The organism is Aurantivibrio plasticivorans (assembly GCF_055392955.1).
In genome coordinates this window covers 107,501-124,293 of the sequence record NZ_AP036020.1, presented here as the reverse complement: position 1 = coordinate 124,293, position 16,793 = coordinate 107,501, and the positions used below count along the sequence as shown (strand labels likewise).

Below are 16,793 nucleotides of genomic sequence, written 5' to 3'. Positions count from 1 at the left end.
GGGCAGTAGGTATGCGTTTATGGGAAAGAAAATAACCATCGTGATCGAGGGTAGAACACATGTTTTGCACGTTGATAACCCGCAATCTCTGCAAGCCATACCCAACGACGATCGCCAACATTTGCTTGAGCTATTAGGCGCGCTTAAAACACAACAGACCCGCGCAGCCGAGCAAGCAGAAAAAGCCCTAGCGCAAGCAAAAATCAGCGGCGCGATGGGCAACCACCAAATCGCCAATAAAATCGCAACAAAAGAGCCCCGTATAAGCGGTGACATGGGTAAAGGCGACGTCGACCATATTATGGCTCGCCTGATTGCCGAGGAAAGAGCCAATCAAAAACCCAGCGTACAGCCATCAACGATTTATAAATGGTTGGCTGGGATTGTGGTGATAACGTTTATTTTGATTATTATTTAATTTGGGGAATCCGAAAATTGAAATTACGACATTATGAAATTTATGTCATATATCTAACCGTAATTGTAATTACTATAGCTTGTTTACTGATGAATGGGCCAATGCGCGATGGCCTACCAATCGATTCCGATATCTCAAGCAGAATGGAGTTTATCGCGACCAATAGAACTTTATGGACACTATCATGGTTCGCGTGGATGCTATCTGCTCTAGGGCTATTTATCTTCTGTACAATATTCGCAAACAAACTACGCTCGTCACCGCTTAAAATAGTGGGCCTAGCTTTTGTTGGAATGGGAATTGCCCCAGACTTGATAGCTGAAGTGAATTACGCGTTCATTATTCCTGAAATATTGGTCAACGGTGCAGATGAACAAACATTCCTAACGCTGGAAACGTTATCTATTTACTTAACCGGTTTTCTTGGTAATGGCCTGTACAATTTGGGTGGCGTTGTTCTTACTATTTCCGCGATTCGCCAAGGCTTGATTCGATCTTGGGTAGCTATATGGGGAGTTACAGCTTGGATATTAGGACTTCTCTTATCGCTATCGATAGCTATTGGGTCCATGGCTGGTGCAGAGCTTTTTACCGCAAGCAGTATGGTGTTGAGTACTTTGTGGATGCTGATCTTTGCTCATAAGGTGGCTAATCATTGATTGAATATGCCCTCATTAAAACAGTACATATTGGTGCATTGATTCTCTGGTTGGGCCCGGCACTTGGTGCGTGGCTAGTATTAAGGGCTATAGATCAAGACAATTTAACTACCGACACCACAGCGAGGGGTGTGGTTAGAATTTTTTACTCGACAGTTGTTTTAGAGCATATTGCCTTTTTGGTGCTAATAGGCTCAGGGACTTTATTAGCTCTAAATTTCGATTTTTGGGGAAGCGAATGGCTTCAACAAAAGCTACTCATATTACTGATCGCAATCATTCCTCTTGAAATCATCGACATATATTTAGGTAATTGGGTTGCAATGAAAGCTTCCAGTAAAATAGCCAACAATATAGATCCAACCTCTTGGGAGAAAAAAGGTCTTTCTATATACCACGGAATATTTACGAAAATCGCCTTGTCAATTATTCCCGTTGCGGTTACAGGAATAATCTTTCTCGCCGCTGGCAAATCACCTATCTTTTAATTTTACATTAGGAAAACCATGCTCAATTGGATTTGGCTATCATTTTTTATCGCGGCTTTTTGTAGTGCGCTAGCCCAATTGGTTTTTCAAGGCAATACTGAGATATTCAATACGTTAGTCGCTGCGTTGTTCGAGATGTCTAAGTTATCATTCGATATTGCGTTGGGCTTAGTCGGTATTCTCACGCTATGGATGGGTATTTTAAAAATTGGCGAGCATTCAGGGCTTGTGGATAAACTGTCTCGCTTGTTGTCACCGCTGTTTGTACACTTAATGCCGGAAGTACCGCGCAACCACCCTGCGTTAGGGCACATTTCCATGAATTTTGCCGCTAACATGATGGGTCTCGATAATGCCGCAACGCCTATTGGCATTAAGGCGATGCAAAGTTTGCAAAGTATTAACCCCAATAAAGACAGTGCATCAAATGCACAAATTTTATTTTTAGTGCTTAATACCTCGTCGCTCACATTATTTCCTATTGCTATTTTGATGTACCGTGCACAGCAAGGTGCGCCAGAACCGGCCTCGGTATTTTTGCCCATACTACTGGCCACCAGCGCATCATCTTTAGCCGGATTGTTGTTGGTAGCCTTCGTTCAACGGCTAGCGATTTTTAATCGCGTGGTATTAACCTATCTGGGCTCCATAGCTGCCATACTCGTTGCCTTAGTAACTTATCTATCGCAACTACCGCCTGAGAAATTAGCCCGCACCTCGTCACTGATGGCTAACAGCTTACTTTTTTCCGTAGTGATTATGTTCATGGTGATGGGGATTCGACGCCGAATAAATGTTTATGAGAGCTTCATCGAAGGAGCCAAGGAAGGGTTTCAACTCGCGATCACTATTCTCCCCTACCTACTCGCCATGTTGGTTGCGATTGGCGTATTTCGCGCGAGTGGTATGCTGGATTATTGCCTATCGGTTTTACGTTGGGCTTTTGAGCTTGTTGGTGTGGATACACGATTCGTCGATGCGCTGCCGACCGCGTTTATGAAACCATTAAGTGGTTCGGGTGCGCGAGCTATGATGCTGGAGACGATGAACAATTTTGGTGTCGATTCATTTCCCGCGCTCATTGCCGCGACCGTTCAAGGCAGTACAGAAACAACATTTTATGTGCTAGCGGTTTACTTTGGCGCGGTAGGTATTAAGCGTATTCGCCATGCCGCCGCGTGCGGATTATTTGCCGACTTAGTGGGTATCATCACCGCTATTGTTGTTGGCTATTGGTTTTTTGGGTAAAGATCTAATTTAGGCTGCTCACTTTGATCAACCTACACGCACGCATTTTAGGACCGATCCGTGCACCTTATTCATTTGGAACTAACACACTAGTCCCAGACAATTATTCATCGAGGACTGGCTTTTCACATTATATAACAGGATAAAAGATGAGCTTTCGTCGTCATTACTTAGTATTACATGTCATTATTTTAAACCTTGTAGGCTGCGCCTATCCTATCGGAAAGACGATTCAAAAACCCATTTCCAAAGCCGCTGTAGTGGTAGATATAAATTCAGACATCGTTTGTTACAGAAAACATGCGACTCTTTTTACTAACGGTAGCAAAGATAGCATTCCGCTAGGTGCCGATTGGAGTAAAGACTTTAAAAAGAGCTTCGAGAAAGCACTCATCAAAAATAATGTTCAGTACGAGTTTTTTCAACTATCTGACCTCGGTTTGGACAATACGAGTATCGAAAAAATTGGCAACTCCATTAAAGCCGTTGTGATTCCTGAACACCAAGCAGTCTTCACGCAGCGTGTTTCGCAATTAAATGTTGATGCTGTATTTATATTGACCGATGTAAATGATCCAGACAATACTAATTCCTGTAAAAGCGCCATCAACGCTGCCGCAGACATGTACGGACTATTTGCTAGGGCACCCAGCATTGGAATATTCACCAGTCAAGGAGAGTACTCAAAAACGTTAGGTATTAGCGCAGTCATTAATTCTAGGGGCATTGCGACTCAACCTAGCACATTGAGCCAGCAAACTGTTTCTCGTATCTATCATACGCTAAACAACACGCTTGAAGACGCACTCGACAATTACCTTAGTCCAAGGATTGAGGAACAAGACCCGTTTCAAAACTGGTAATCGATTTTATTATGTACCTACCACAATCTGAAAAATCATGCAGCAGCTTATAGACGGAAACTTCATCGCGACTAACGCTCGACGTTATCGAGAACCGTTTAGAAAATACCGCGGAACCGCGCTCAAAAATTAGCAACGGCCCACGCAACAAGTCATTAGTGTATTTTAGTCTTTTCGCTTTCTTCTAGACCAGCCGTTTTATTGAAAACGTTAGAATGTCTATTGCTTACGCACCCGATGATGGCTGTGCATCTTGCTGCTCCGGCCGAGCCTTTTTGAATTGTCGTTGGTTTAATTGAAGTGGGTTTGACCGACGCTTTTTGAGCTTTCGGTTATTCCATAAAACAATCCCGCCAAACACAGCACTACTCACAATACACAATAGCAATACGGCGACAATCATCACGTCCCTTATTTGGCGACCCACTAGCGGGGTCAACATATTCCATTTATGCAGGATCGAAAACGACCATGACTCTGCACGATCGATGGTTCGGTTTTGATCCACAAGCATACCTGTCACTGGGTCAATAAACATTCGTTGGCCATTCTCATCATTAAAATCGAATTGCCAAACGGGTAAGCGTTTATTACGGAAATCATAGCCTGGACCGAAATGGGTCACTAAACGTTGGTGGCTCATCAAACTTTCATCCAATCCACTGAACTGTAACGCCCAGTAGCGCGAAAACTCAGCATCGGTCAAAGTGGAAACACGACCACTACCAGCATGTATATACATTGCGCTCGCTTCAGTTGGTCGGCCCGCAAAACGTTGCTCATCGCTCAACATCGTCCCATCCGTTTTGGGTAATACACTTAAGCGAAAATAAAACGTATCTTGTGCGCCTGAAACCAAACTGATTGCAGAAATATCCTTGTTGCCAACGACATTTTCTAGTTCATTGGAAATGTTTAGTTCTACAAGATTCGCCGGTGGCGAGAGACGCATGCCAAATGACGTATCCACATAGTGCGATTGCAAAAGATGGTAAAACCCGCTGGCAGACCAACCAAGTAACGGTAGCCATAAAATATAACCGAACACACGGTGCCAGCGCCGACTCGTATCAGGTATTTTTCGATTCGGCAGTAATAGCACCAAACTCAACCCGGTTGCTGCCATCGCACCGAGCGTGAGCATAAAGCAGGCGATAATCAGTACTCGCCCCGTACCGGCGACATCTAACCAACTCCAGGTATGTAAGGCCTGAAAAACCGACGCAAAGATGGCCCGACGCCCGTTCACCAACGATGCCAAACTATTGGTTTCGGTAAAGACGAAAGCGGTCAACTGATCATCACCTGCAAACTGAACTTTATAGACAGGCAACAAGCGATTTACCGACGGGTAGTGAGTACTGAACTCAGTGATTTTTTCTAGACTCTCAATTTCGTCGGTTGGTCGACCAGTATAGTAACTTGCCAACCATTGAGCTTGCGCTTGATCGTGATTAGGCAATTCCTGTTGGGTACTGAGCGAAAAGTAACGGCGTTGCTTGCCGTCTTGTTCTGTCACCTGCAAAAGGGGTTTATTGGCGAACGGAACAACTTTAATGACTTGCGCTTTGTGTAAATTTTGAGATCCAGTAATGCTTGAAATGGATGACAGTTGCTCCGCCGTGTACGTCATCTTGGGCGGGTAAAATGCGGCGGCTTTGGGGCCGAACCACGACATCAATGGGTGAGCGATACCCGATATCGCCCACACAATTACAACAAAGGCTCCCCACCAACCCAACACGTTGTGCCATTTCGCAGAAAAAGACCGTATTGCGGTTTTATTGATCACCTAACGCTACCTCTTAATGTTTTCTAAAAATTAACGCGTAATCCAGCAAATATGGAACGCGGATTACCTGGGCGATAACTTAGATCTGGGTCATTGACTTGATTAGAGGTATACGTTGAATACAGCACATCGCCAATATTCATCACTCGCGCATAGACAGCCACCGCATCGTTAACGGAATAATTCACGCGTAAATTCCATAAGTCATGGCCATCATAGCGTTGCGTATTTGTTTGATCCGTTGCGTAACTACCTACATGAGAGAATTCCAATTCAGCACGTAGGCCTTGAATAAGATCTGGGGTATAGCCGAGGCGAATATTACCTAAGCCTTCGGGAGCAAGTGCGACGTCGTTACCCGCAAAATTAATTTGTTGGTTGCAAAAGCAATCTCTGGAAAAGAAAACGTAAGAAAAGTCTTCATAGGTTTGTTCGGTATACGTGTACGAAAAACCGAGCTGCCACTGGGGCGCGATCAAGGCATCAACACCAAGTTCGACACCGCGATGACTGGTTTCACCCGCATTAACAGATTCGCGACTACCGTTATTGATTATGCTGACGATGTCATCTTCTACTGCCATATCATAGATGGCAACCTCGTAGTTGATTGCAGAGCTGCCGTCTCCAATCAACAAGTCGCCTCGAAAACCGATTTCTGTGCTGACGCTCTGAACTGGTTTTAGCTCGGTGCTATTTTGTGAACTACCAGGGCGAAACAACGCACCCACGGTCGGCGCACGGAATGCATGTCGATAGCTGAAATACGCGTGATGATTTTCGGCATATTGATAGGTTAACCCTAGTTTTGGGCTCGTATTATCATAATCGATCGATTGACTTTCTGGACGCCGATGGGAGAAGTCGAGTGCCCCATTCACAATATTATTGTCGTAATCCACCGTAAACGAATCGAAACGCACACCTGCATTCAGACGCACCTGATCTGTTATTTGGTATTCAGCATGTACATAAGGCGACACCGAGCGTTGATCTGCGTCGAAATCGTAGTGAATGTTGCCGGTACGTTGATAGTCGGTATAGATATCGCCATTTTGAGCGACGACAATTTCTTCCTCTAGGTACTCCGAAGGCGTTGAATCCACATCGACACCGACAATGAACTCAGCGCGATTATCGGCAAGTGCGTAACGGTATTTGAGTAAAAGGCCATAGGATTCAAACGTATAATCGCGAATATTCGGGTCGTAGGTCACCATCCAACTAGGCATCATGGTCATTTCGTTCTTACGATAGAACGGTGTCGCCGTTATCAGGTTCGATTCATTGAGCGCAATATTAAACTCAACCGATGCCCTACCCGCTTCTACCACCCGAAAACCAATGTCCCCATGAAACTGGTTTTTTTCGGTATCACTTTTATAGTCATTGTATTCGAGGCTCGAAACACCCGATTGATCAATGTCAGAGAAGGAGGTAATCAATTTAACGCTAGTGATATCTCCCATCGTGCTATCCACTCTGACATTAAGCGACTGCCTGTCGTAGGCAGCTTCATCTCTAAATCCGTCATTACGGGTTGTGTTGTAATCAATCCGAACACCGGAAGACTCTCCCAGATTTGTTCCGGCAGATAACAAACCGCGCCTCCATCCGAATGAGCCACCCTCAGCATTGGCCATCAAAATCGGGGCATTGGGGCTAGGTGAAGTAATCGCATTAATGACTCCACCAATAGCATCACTACCATAAAGCGCCGAGCCGGGCCCCTTAATGACTTCGACCCGGCTACTTTGCGGTATGTTAATTTCATACAAGCCGTTGTGATTAAAAAAACCGGTAGGGCGAGTAGGAATACCGTCTTCTAAGAATAAATACACACCAGCCGTAGTGATAGGCTGGCGAATGGAGGTCATGTGGCCCTCACCACCCAGATTATTGATATGCACACCGGCAACGCGGTTGAGTGCTTCAGAAGGATGGCCTGGGTCAATAAACTCCAATTCAATTTTGTTTATCACACCCACTGACTCAGAAAGATCGCGAATGTCTTTTTCTTCTCGCGTTGATGTGACCACAATATTGTCCATTGTCTCGTCAGACACAGCCACAGCGGGCAAGGTTTGTACGGCAACTATCAATGACAATGGAATTATTGAGACGGGTTGGTTCATTATTTTCCCCAGGATAAAAAATGGGGATAGTAAAGATCAGGGCAGTATAACGGAATGCGACAAATCGTCGCAGGCAGCCGCTACGCACCGGAGCAAAAGGTCACCACCCTACTAACTAGAGAGAAGTACCTGTAACTCCCAACGTTTTTCTGTGTTCAATCCGCTTGGCTACATTATTTAACGCACTTATTCTTTCATTCCTATTAACTTTCATTTACTTTGCATTCATGCAAAATATCTTTCTTCCACTTGGCGATTTACTCGCAGACTCACTCTTGCGATCGCTTGCTATCGATTGGTTACGCAATATTCCTGGATTGCCACCGATCCTGCAGTCCATTCACATTCTTGCTGTTGCTGTAGTCATGGCATCAGCGGTGCTTATTCACCTGCGCTCACTCGGTATCGCCGTTAGCCAACAGACGTTGGCGGAGCTGTACCAGCGAATGCGTTTGTGGTTTTGGTTCGCCTTGCCAGTATTATTTTTCTCAGGCATTTTGTTTATTTTTGCTCGGCCTTACCGCTATTTTAAGAACCCGGTATTTGGTTTAAAACTGTTGTTCATCGCGTTAGCGATCACGATGACCTGGTGGATATTTCATACCATTAAACGTCAATCAATGTTATCTAAAAACTGGGCTTTTAAGCTAACCAATGCGCTAGCGTTGGTATGTTGGCTACTCGTCATTTTTGCAGGCCGCTGGATTGCCTATGCAGAGTATTTATTTCCTAGGTAACCAATCGCTATGATCATTAATATCACCCCGTCAATGGAAGAGTCGCTGCTTCAACTCGAATATCTAGATATCGCACTCACTATTGGCGCTACCTGGTGGTTTCCTTTTATTGAGTCGATACACGTGCTTGCAGCCACCTTCATGCTTGGCATGCTGCTAATGGTAGACTTGCGTTTGCTTGGTGTTGCAGCAAAACACTACAGCGTTAATAGCATACTGAAGCAGCAACTACCCTGGGTATGGCTGGGGTTTGTCGTAGCAGTCGTTACCGGCGGCTTGATGTTTATTACCAATGCTCTGGCGTATGCCAGCAATCCGGCAATGCAATACAAGCTATTGTTAATATTAATAGCTGGACTCAACACCGTTTTTTTACACGCGTTGTTAAAACCAATGAAACGCGTAGCAGATCAATTGAACTCGGTTTCGTCAAACACGGGTTTCCAGCTCACCGCGGTCGCCGGGGGAGTATCACTATCCATTTGGGTAGCTATTATTTTTGCTGGGCGCTGGATAGGGCATATTCAATAACCTATCAAACGTAGTATGGTAAGCACTCCTTTAGTTACCGTGTTAAACGAGCGTTAACCATGTCTTTTTATGAGAATAAAGTTCTTCCACACGTTATTAACCTTGCCTGCTGAACCAAACCCATTTTAAAACAACGGCGCAAAATTGTGCCTAAAGCCGAAGGACGCATTTTAGAAATCGGCATGGGCTCCGGCATTAACCTTAGCTACTACAATCCCGATAAAGTTGAAAAGCTGTGGGGGTTAGAACCGTCGCTGGGTATGCGTGAAAAAGCAAAGCCTGCAGTTGATGCTGTACCCTTCGACATTGATTGGCTCGATTTACCCGGTGAAGAAATACCGTTGGATACGAATAGCGTCGACACCGTGGTATTAACTTACACGTTGTGTACTATCCCGGATTGGCAAGCAGCGCTCACTCAAATGCGTCGTGTTCTCAAGCCTGGTGGCAAATTATTATTTAGTGAACATGGAAAAGCACCTGATGACAATATTCATCAGTGGCAAAACCGCATCAATCGGCCATGGAAAAAGTTATTTGGAGGCTGCCATCTCAACCGCGACATTCCTCAACTGTTACGAGAAGGTGGCTTCGACATTAAGCAACTAGATAGCGGCTATCTTCGAGCAACACCGAAAGTAGCTGGTTTTAATTACTGGGGTTATGCTGATTAGCCCCTGACATTCTCAACAACTATTTTTTGGAATTAATATGAAAGCTTTACCTCATCATTATACTGCATCGTCCAAAGGTAACCCCGAAGACAACTTGGTCACCCAATCTGATGCATTGCCGTTGATCTCTGTTGCAGCACCCGCTGACTTTGATGGGCCTGGCGATCAGTGGTCGCCAGAAACGCTGCTAATGGCGTCGGTTGCAAATTGCTTTATTCTGTCGTTCCGCGCTGTAGCGAACGCAATGCAATTCCAATGGCTAGAGATTGAGTGCAAAGCTGATGGCGTACTTGATAAGGTCGATCGTAGTATTCAGTTTACCGATATCTTAACGACGGTTTCCCTTATCATTCCCTCATCGGTAGATACAGCAAAGGCTGAAAAGGTGTTAGAAAAATCTCACCGGGCGTGTTTAATAAGTAATTCACTGTCATGTGAAACTCGCTTGGAATTTACCCTGCATCACGCCGATTAACATTCTGTACCGACGTTCAGTGATAACGGGTTAATCTGCTATCACGCATGCTTTACGCTCTCGACGTAACCAACAGGTGCGGCCTAACGTAGAGGGACTTTCTCTACAGCAAAGACTCAAGGGATATGAATTTACGCTTCAAACGCTTAGACGAGGTTGAGCCATCTGCACTTATTGCGCTGATGAACAACCCCGCTGTGCGTCGTCAAATGCCCCTTACCTTCGACAATTTCGATGAAGACGATTGCAATACCTTCGTCGCGGCCAAAAATACGCTTTGGCGTGATCACGGTTATGGGCCGTGGGGCTTTTATATAGATAACGAGTTTGCAGGTTGGGGAGGCCTTCAGCCGGAACATGGTGATGCTGATTTTGCTTTGGTGTTACATCCACGCTTTTGGGGTGCCGGAAAGTCCATCTTCACAGCCGTGGTTAACCAGGCATTTACAGAATTAGATTTACCCTCTATTACTGTGCTTATACCACCCTCTCGCACACGCATCCATGGATTGCGTCGCCTAGGCTTCGAAAGAGACGGCGAGCTCGTTATTACACATACCACGTTTTATCGATTTAGATTGCATCGCGAAACCTGGAATAGCAATAACCCCTAGCGATTCAAAAATGAGACAGTGCTTATGTGTGTTCGATCAATTGTTTCAAACGATTGGGCTGCGATACATCAACTAGAGCTAGACAGTTACAGTCAATTAGCGCCAGAATCAATCGATACATTGCGCAGCAAGTGGCTGGTTGCACCCGAATTTTGTTTTGTTTATGCCATATCCAATACCGTTGTTGCCTATCTATTAGCCCACCCTTGGAACAATAAGACCCCACCCAAATTACATCAACGCTTAAGGGTCGACGACTTAGGCGTGGCTGACCTGCAATGTAGCCCGCTTTTTTTACATGATCTTGTCGTATCTCGGGAGCATGCCGGTAACGGTATTGGCTCCTCCTTATTTTCTCGATTATTGAGCGTCGCGAAAGCATACAACATATCTTCAATTAACTTAGTCGCTGTAGAAGGAGCGCACACCTATTGGCAACGACATAAGTTTCAAATTGTTTCAGAACAGGTTATTGATGAATGCTACGGCTCAGACGCTTATACCATGACGTTGTCGGTTTAGGTCACTGCCTTTCTAGTTATCCATCATCGCGCTATGATCCGATTTATTTGATAATTTGGGCTGCTCAAACCTTAGGACTGAATGATGGAATTAGTTGTCGGAGATTGTTCGACCTGGTCGATTCGCGCTCTCATGTGTTTAGCGCTAGCAGAGATCAACGTCACGGAACGCATTATTCCGTTGGGCCAACCCGGTTATGAGAAGGCCCTCTCCGGTGTATCGGACTCAATGCTGGTGCCAGTATTGATCGACGGGGATACGCGTATCCATGATTCACTCGCAATCGCAGAATATGCCAATGAATTGTCCGCTGGATTACTCTGGCTTCATGACCTCAATGAACGAGGACTCGCCCGCAGCTTAGTGTGTGAATTGCACTCAGGATTTGCCCAAATTCGCACCCTAATGCCATTTAATTGGGTTGTCTCTCGACCTGTCGATATCTCCGACGCACCTGCTGTGCAAAAAGAATTGCGTAGGCTCGACGCTATTTGGAGTCAAGCAGGCAGCACATTCTATTTTTCAACGCCTAGCGTGGTAGACGCGTTTTATGCGGTGTTGGCTTATCGCCTAAACGCCTACGGCATCACACTTTCGGGCGCTGCGGGTCGTTATCAGCACGCCCTCTTGCAATGGCCCCTCTTTAATCAGGTATTGGAGCGAGCCAAAGGATGGGCTAGTTGAGGCTTAAAAGCGCCCGGTTATCTTTCAAGGTTCTACCGAGATTAACTTTGTTGTACTCTCCTTTTGCTAGCATCTACGACACCTTGCTAGATGCATGAACAATAAATAAAACAAAGAGGATTTGATCATGAGTGAAAATATTTATAAAAGCCCAGATTCAGAGCTACAGAGTGACGGGCAAGCTACTGTGCCAATGACCATCAAAGATATTTTGTTTTCGTTTCAGGGGCGAATTGGGCGAGGAAAATTTTGGGCTGTTTATCTAGCAACCATTGTTGTGACCTATACATTGATGTTCGCTGTTGGGCTTTTACTACCAGACCCGGCGATTTTCGGCGCGTTGACATTCATCCTGATGGTTCCAATGATTTGGATTTCATTAGCTATTCAGGTCAAGCGCTGGCATGACCGAAATAAATCCGGTTGGTGGGTATGCATTGCTTTTGTGCCTATCATTGGCGCTTTTTGGGCGCTGATTGAAAATGGCTTTTTAGCCGGTGATGAAGGAATCAATAACTTCGGTGCACCTGCCGCGAAATAAGCAGCTTTTCTACAAGTCGAAATTCCTATCGCCTCTCGGCTAGAACATTCGATACGGCCACAACCAATAAGATCTTACTATTTGATCAATGCGTTGTGGCCGTAGTTCAGTCTAGTCACACGCAGACTAACCCTTATCAATCTGTTTACGGACAAACATCAGTATGCTTTTACTTTCAAAACCCTCTTCTGTCGGCCTTAGTCTTTTTCTATTTGGCTTATTGTCCGCATCACTCGGCGTTAACTCAAATCCAGCCCCTAGTAATGAGGTCGCGACGCCAGATGATTCCCCCGTCACAGCACCACAAGAGGCGGCTAATGAAAGCGCTGTTAACACAGACAAACCTGCTGCAATCGAAACGAAAAACAACCAACTGGAAAAACTGACTAGCCTGCTACCCACCTACGGCAATTGGTGCGGCGCGAATCACCCAGTAAATATGCAGGAGGCCGAAGAGCCCATCGACGGCCTCGATACCGCCTGCAAACGCCACGACATGTGCTATGAAGAGAAAGGCTACTTAGATTGCGAATGCGATAGCCAATTTCGTGATGAGGTTGAACAGGGGATATTAAGCGGCGAGTACCAAGGGAACGAAGAGAAAATAGCTCGATCGTTTAGAATCTATTTCCACGGCTCTCCTTGCCAAGGCGATGCCAGCGGCAAAATAGCGCCGTCTCGCGATATCCACAATATTGTTAAAAAGGTAACCAAAGTCGGTAAAAAAGTCGCGACGGATATCGCCGAGCGCGTACCTTTTGCTGGGAAAGGTAACGATGATCAATAAAGGTACTGCTATTTTATGTTTATCCAACCCGAAAAGCCCGTCCAATGTGGGTGCGGTCATGCGCGCGGCGGGCTGCTATGGAGCGGAAGCAATCTACTACAGCGGGACGCGGTTTGAACGTGCCAACAATTATACGCAAGACACCAAGGATATTCAGAGCAAGGTCCCTCTTATCGCTGAAGAAGATTTTCAGAAGCTAAAAAATCGTGACAGAAAACTAGTGTGCATCGAATTAGTTGAGGGGGCGTCTCCCCTCACAAGTTTCGAGCACCCACAAGATGCGATTTATGTATTTGGTCCAGAGGACGGTTCTATAGAACAATCAACTATCGATATTGCGGATGCGGTAGTCTACGTTCCGACTATTGGCTGCATGAATCTAGCGGCTACGGTCAATGTGGTGCTGTACGACCGGATGGCAAAAACTATTCAAACAATCGATCACGACGCATTAATCTTAGAAAGCCGTGATCAAAACAATCGCCTCAAGACCAAAAACTAATCCGCAGCTGTAAACAATGAGACCATTCACACGAGCTTAGGCGTGAAACGGCATAACGTAATCGTCTCACAGTGACTAATTTCTTACTTCCACTCTGTAATTTAACACCGTTTGATTTTTAGGAGGCACTTGGATTGTCCATTGCGCCAATGTCGATGATTCTTTCACATGAGGCGCGCTTTCTGAAATCATTCGCCAATCGCCTGGCATAAATTCATTGACGATCACTTCAACAGGCTCTTCCTTGGCATTTTTTAGAATAATCTCGTATTCACTTTGATAGATATTATTTGCCAATCGTTGATACTCTGTTTGGTAACGCTCCGCTGTCACATCAAATGCGTTACCCAGTTTTAACCTTACCGCTTCTTTATCAGGCGTATGATCGATACGGTCTTCACCTACAAATTGCGGACGCCCCTGGCTATCGTTCTTGTAGGCTCTCACCGTACCTTTTGGCAGAGGCATTCCTAAACCGTTTTCTTTTTCATTCTCGAATTGCACATACACGTCAACTTTGAGTTGGTGACTATCACCTTGGTATTGACGATAAAACCAATTCTGTGTGTTGGCGTTGAGGTAATATTCCTTTTTAACCGGCACACTTTCCGCGTTCAGTAAAGAAACTTGTTTGGTTTGATTGTTACGCAAGGTTGTACGGCGGTTGAGCGTATATAAGTGATAGTCGAAAAATTCCTCTTCCCGCATAGCACTACGTGGCTTAGCACTGACAGTGGATAGCGCTTCCAGTCGCATGGGTGCATCCATCGATGGCACCCGACCAACATCACCTGCAACTAATTGTAGCAGTGCATTGTTGTAGCTTGTTCCGCTTGAATTGGTTAACGTCACCCAGCCGGAGAGATCAAGTTGACTATCGTCTTCATTCAATTCTGCAACATAGTCTGCACGCCAACCTAAACCACTAGTGAGGTAATTTAGTTCAGTGGTATGTGTTTTTGCACGCTCATTGTTTAGAGTCACAATTAATGTAGGCTTGTCTCGCAGATTTCCCGGCACATCAGGAAAGACCATCCTGCCAGGATAATTTGTTTCGATGCGATCGCCTATCTTTAACACCGTGCCATTGTTAGTGGCTAACACAGTCGCTGTTTCAACTTTATTGTTCTGATTCGTGGGGTCTTGCAGGATGACTTGTATGTCTCTTCCGATATACTTCGTTAGCAATGATTGCGGTGTGAGCAAATCAAAATCAAAATTTTGCTCAAGCACATTCAAGCTTCCGGGTTCTGTTTTACTTCGTAGAATCGCTGTTTCTGGAATGATCAGGGCACTGACTTCACGTAAAGCGAGCTCTACTTCACCCTTGGGTAACTTAATGTCTCGTTGTTCGCGCACCATCGCTAAATTATCGTTATAGATTGTGACTGCAATATCTTTTTGATCGTCAGTCGAACTAACTATTTCCCCCGAACTAACCGATATGCTGGCTGTAAGCAAAGCCGCTGCCACGCTGTAAGCAGCACCCTTGGACTTAGTGTACTTACTTGTTTCACTTACCGTTCGCCATCCTTTTTTCATCGCTATCTCCAACCGATTTGTATGTGCCTATGCTCATTCGGCAACCTTTTCGCTCATTGGTTCACCCCCCCCATCGCCACTCACTTCCGTAGCGTGTAAATTGTGTTGCAGAAAATATATACTGCTGGATGGTGTAATTATTACACTTTTACTACCATTAAATTAAGGGATGTAACATGATAAAGAAGTTAGCGTTAACGAGCCTATCAATTGGTGCACTATTGCTGTCTAGTCAACTAACTTTTGCGGAAGGCGGTTTTTACTTGGGTGCGAAGACTGGCAATTTGGATATCGATGCAAGCAGCTTTGACGCAGAAACTCCTCTAGGGATTATGGCAGGCTATGAGTTTGACGGCGGTTTTGCCATTCAACTTGAAACATTAAGCAGCGATTTAGATGTTAATTCAGCCGGAAGAAACGGAGATTTTGAGTCTTATGCGTTGTATGGCGTATATCGCGGTCCATCAACTGTCTACTTTATGGCAAAGGCTGGCATACTCTACGAAGATATCGAAGTTCCCTCGTCATTTTACCCAGGGTCCATCAATGTCTCTGATGAAGGGCTCTCGGCCGGTTTTGGCTTAGGTTTCCGTCCAGGCAATCACGCACTTATTGAGTTTGAGTATACAATCATTGAAGAAGACGTGAACTTTATTGGCGCTAGCTTAGCTGTTCAGTTTTAGTTATTTTCAATAACATTAAAGTTTTCTCAACGCGCCGTTCATTGAGTTTGGACGGCGTTTCTATGTTTCAAGCTATCCACCAGCATCGAAACGATACCCGACACCCCAAACGGTATCGATAGAAAGTACACCATCACTAACCTGGCTGAGTTTTTTTCGAAGTCGATTCATGTGATTGCTGACGGTATGCTCGTAGCCATCGAAATCCACTCCCCAAATTTCCGAGACTAATTCTCTTCGCGAAAATACCCGCTTGGGATATCGCATAAATATCCATAGCAGTTCAAATTCTTTCGGCGTTAATTCACACTCTATATTTTTATACCAAACTTTGCGCTGCTGCCTATTAATTTTTAGGCCACCAACACTGATGGCGTGCTCCTGCTCATCGTTTACAGAGGCTTGCTTTTCATTACCCTTTTGACCCGCATTCAATCCGATATCAGACCTCAAAGTCGTCCCGTATGATGCAGGAAGTATCACCACAGGAATGTTGCGAGTGAGGGTCACTTTACCCAGCGCATCATTCAAATCTGTATCGTGAATCTCAATATTTATTACTTGGATATTTACAGGAGTTACATTTGACTCGCAGGAACCACCTTCGTCACTGTCCAACGAAGCCGCTATTCCCGCTTGAACAGATTGGTTGACAAGTATTTTTTCAACCAAACGTTTTATATTTTGCTGATCTGGCATTGTCATACTTGTCAGTCTAAGGTCGTGATCACTTGTCTGCATACGTTAAATCCCTATGTTTCAACGCTCGCGGTGTCTTTCTCGCTAATCGTTAGCAATACGCGGATAGCGTTCGATTAGATACACTCATATCAAACAGAAATACTCTGCGTCATTTAATGTTAGAACTCGAATTTACACTCCTCACTACGCTCTCATT

Annotated in this window: 20 protein-coding genes; 16 read left to right on the top strand and 4 right to left on the bottom strand. The window is 45.0% G+C overall.

All coding sequences use genetic code 11. The annotated features are described in order from the left end of the window. Positions 1–19: 19 nt before the first annotated feature. The 5 genes from ACZ5NB_RS00560 (at position 20) to ACZ5NB_RS00540 (ending at position 3,676) form a co-directional block, all read left to right on the top strand. Complete coding sequence (locus ACZ5NB_RS00560) at positions 20–418, top strand: hypothetical protein (protein ID WP_460230858.1); 399 nt, start codon at positions 20–22, stop codon at positions 416–418. After that, a complete protein-coding gene (locus ACZ5NB_RS00555; protein ID WP_460230857.1) occupies positions 370–1,077 on the top strand; it encodes a hypothetical protein in 708 nt (235 codons plus the stop codon). The genes ACZ5NB_RS00560 and ACZ5NB_RS00555 overlap by 49 nt, the downstream gene beginning before the upstream one ends. Then, positions 1,074–1,565, top strand: coding sequence for a hypothetical protein (locus tag ACZ5NB_RS00550; protein ID WP_460230855.1), 492 nt, complete (start codon positions 1,074–1,076; stop codon positions 1,563–1,565). The genes ACZ5NB_RS00555 and ACZ5NB_RS00550 overlap by 4 nt, the downstream gene beginning before the upstream one ends. Positions 1,566–1,583: 18 nt before the next feature. Beyond that, positions 1,584–2,813: a nucleoside recognition domain-containing protein gene (locus ACZ5NB_RS00545; protein WP_460230854.1), complete on the top strand. Its 1,230-nt coding sequence runs from the start codon at positions 1,584–1,586 to the stop codon at positions 2,811–2,813. Positions 2,814–2,962: 149 nt separating this feature from the next. Beyond that, positions 2,963–3,676, top strand: coding sequence for a hypothetical protein (locus tag ACZ5NB_RS00540; protein ID WP_460230852.1), 714 nt, complete (start codon positions 2,963–2,965; stop codon positions 3,674–3,676). Between the two features lie 226 nt (positions 3,677–3,902). Here ACZ5NB_RS00540 and ACZ5NB_RS00535 read toward each other — a convergent pair whose 3' ends face one another. Together ACZ5NB_RS00535 and ACZ5NB_RS00530 are read right to left on the bottom strand one after the other, a co-directional pair. Then, positions 3,903–5,468 (bottom strand): hypothetical protein, encoded by a 1,566-nt coding sequence (locus ACZ5NB_RS00535; RefSeq protein WP_460230851.1) that lies wholly within the window; start codon positions 5,466–5,468, stop codon positions 3,903–3,905. A 23-nt stretch (positions 5,469–5,491) separates the two neighbouring features. Further along, positions 5,492–7,603, bottom strand: a complete 2,112-nt coding sequence (locus ACZ5NB_RS00530) for a TonB-dependent receptor (RefSeq protein WP_460230850.1) — start codon at positions 7,601–7,603, stop codon at positions 5,492–5,494. A 227-nt stretch (positions 7,604–7,830) separates the two neighbouring features. Here ACZ5NB_RS00530 and ACZ5NB_RS00525 point away from each other — a divergent pair, with 227 nt between their 5' ends. The 10 genes from ACZ5NB_RS00525 to ACZ5NB_RS00480 all read left to right on the top strand — a co-directional run bounded on the left by ACZ5NB_RS00525 (position 7,831) and on the right by ACZ5NB_RS00480 (position 13,670). Next, on the top strand, positions 7,831–8,340 hold the full coding sequence (locus tag ACZ5NB_RS00525; RefSeq protein WP_460230848.1) for a DUF6644 family protein: 510 nt from the start codon (positions 7,831–7,833) through the stop codon (positions 8,338–8,340). Between the two features lie 9 nt (positions 8,341–8,349). Continuing rightward, positions 8,350–8,871 carry a DUF6644 family protein gene (locus ACZ5NB_RS00520; protein WP_460230846.1) on the top strand — a complete coding sequence of 174 codons (522 nt, stop codon included), beginning with the start codon at positions 8,350–8,352 and terminating at the stop codon, positions 8,869–8,871. Positions 8,872–9,017: 146 nt separating this feature from the next. Beyond that, positions 9,018–9,545 (top strand): class I SAM-dependent methyltransferase, encoded by a 528-nt coding sequence (locus tag ACZ5NB_RS00515; protein WP_460230844.1) that lies wholly within the window; start codon positions 9,018–9,020, stop codon positions 9,543–9,545. Positions 9,546–9,582: 37 nt separating this feature from the next. Next, positions 9,583–10,020, top strand: coding sequence for an OsmC family protein (locus ACZ5NB_RS00510; RefSeq protein WP_460230842.1), 438 nt, complete (start codon positions 9,583–9,585; stop codon positions 10,018–10,020). Between the two features lie 125 nt (positions 10,021–10,145). Continuing rightward, positions 10,146–10,634: a GNAT family N-acetyltransferase gene (locus tag ACZ5NB_RS00505; RefSeq protein ID WP_460230841.1), complete on the top strand. Its 489-nt coding sequence runs from the start codon at positions 10,146–10,148 to the stop codon at positions 10,632–10,634. Between the two features lie 24 nt (positions 10,635–10,658). After that, positions 10,659–11,156: a GNAT family N-acetyltransferase gene (locus ACZ5NB_RS00500; RefSeq protein ID WP_460230839.1), complete on the top strand. Its 498-nt coding sequence runs from the start codon at positions 10,659–10,661 to the stop codon at positions 11,154–11,156. Between the two features lie 84 nt (positions 11,157–11,240). Next, positions 11,241–11,840: a glutathione S-transferase N-terminal domain-containing protein gene (locus ACZ5NB_RS00495; protein ID WP_460230838.1), complete on the top strand. Its 600-nt coding sequence runs from the start codon at positions 11,241–11,243 to the stop codon at positions 11,838–11,840. Positions 11,841–11,967: 127 nt separating this feature from the next. Continuing rightward, the gene (locus tag ACZ5NB_RS00490) at positions 11,968–12,381 is read left to right on the top strand and encodes a DUF805 domain-containing protein (RefSeq protein WP_460230837.1); all 414 of its coding nucleotides are present in this window, start codon (positions 11,968–11,970) and stop codon (positions 12,379–12,381) included. Positions 12,382–12,544: 163 nt separating this feature from the next. Continuing rightward, positions 12,545–13,168, top strand: coding sequence for a hypothetical protein (locus ACZ5NB_RS00485; RefSeq protein WP_460230836.1), 624 nt, complete (start codon positions 12,545–12,547; stop codon positions 13,166–13,168). After that, on the top strand, positions 13,158–13,670 hold the full coding sequence (locus ACZ5NB_RS00480) for an RNA methyltransferase (RefSeq protein ID WP_460230834.1): 513 nt from the start codon (positions 13,158–13,160) through the stop codon (positions 13,668–13,670). The genes ACZ5NB_RS00485 and ACZ5NB_RS00480 overlap by 11 nt, the downstream gene beginning before the upstream one ends. Positions 13,671–13,745: 75 nt before the next feature. On the opposite strand, the gene ACZ5NB_RS00475 is transcribed toward ACZ5NB_RS00480, so the two are convergent. After that, on the bottom strand, positions 13,746–15,212 hold the full coding sequence (locus ACZ5NB_RS00475; RefSeq protein ID WP_460230832.1) for a DUF4139 domain-containing protein: 1,467 nt from the start codon (positions 15,210–15,212) through the stop codon (positions 13,746–13,748). Between the two features lie 176 nt (positions 15,213–15,388). On the opposite strand from ACZ5NB_RS00475, the gene ACZ5NB_RS00470 reads away from it, so the two are divergent. After that, positions 15,389–15,895 carry an outer membrane beta-barrel protein gene (locus tag ACZ5NB_RS00470; protein WP_460230830.1) on the top strand — a complete coding sequence of 169 codons (507 nt, stop codon included), beginning with the start codon at positions 15,389–15,391 and terminating at the stop codon, positions 15,893–15,895. Positions 15,896–15,967: 72 nt separating this feature from the next. Here ACZ5NB_RS00470 and ACZ5NB_RS00465 read toward each other — a convergent pair whose 3' ends face one another. Further along, on the bottom strand, positions 15,968–16,636 hold the full coding sequence (locus ACZ5NB_RS00465; RefSeq protein ID WP_460230828.1) for a winged helix-turn-helix domain-containing protein: 669 nt from the start codon (positions 16,634–16,636) through the stop codon (positions 15,968–15,970). Positions 16,637–16,793: the final 157 nt, after the last annotated feature.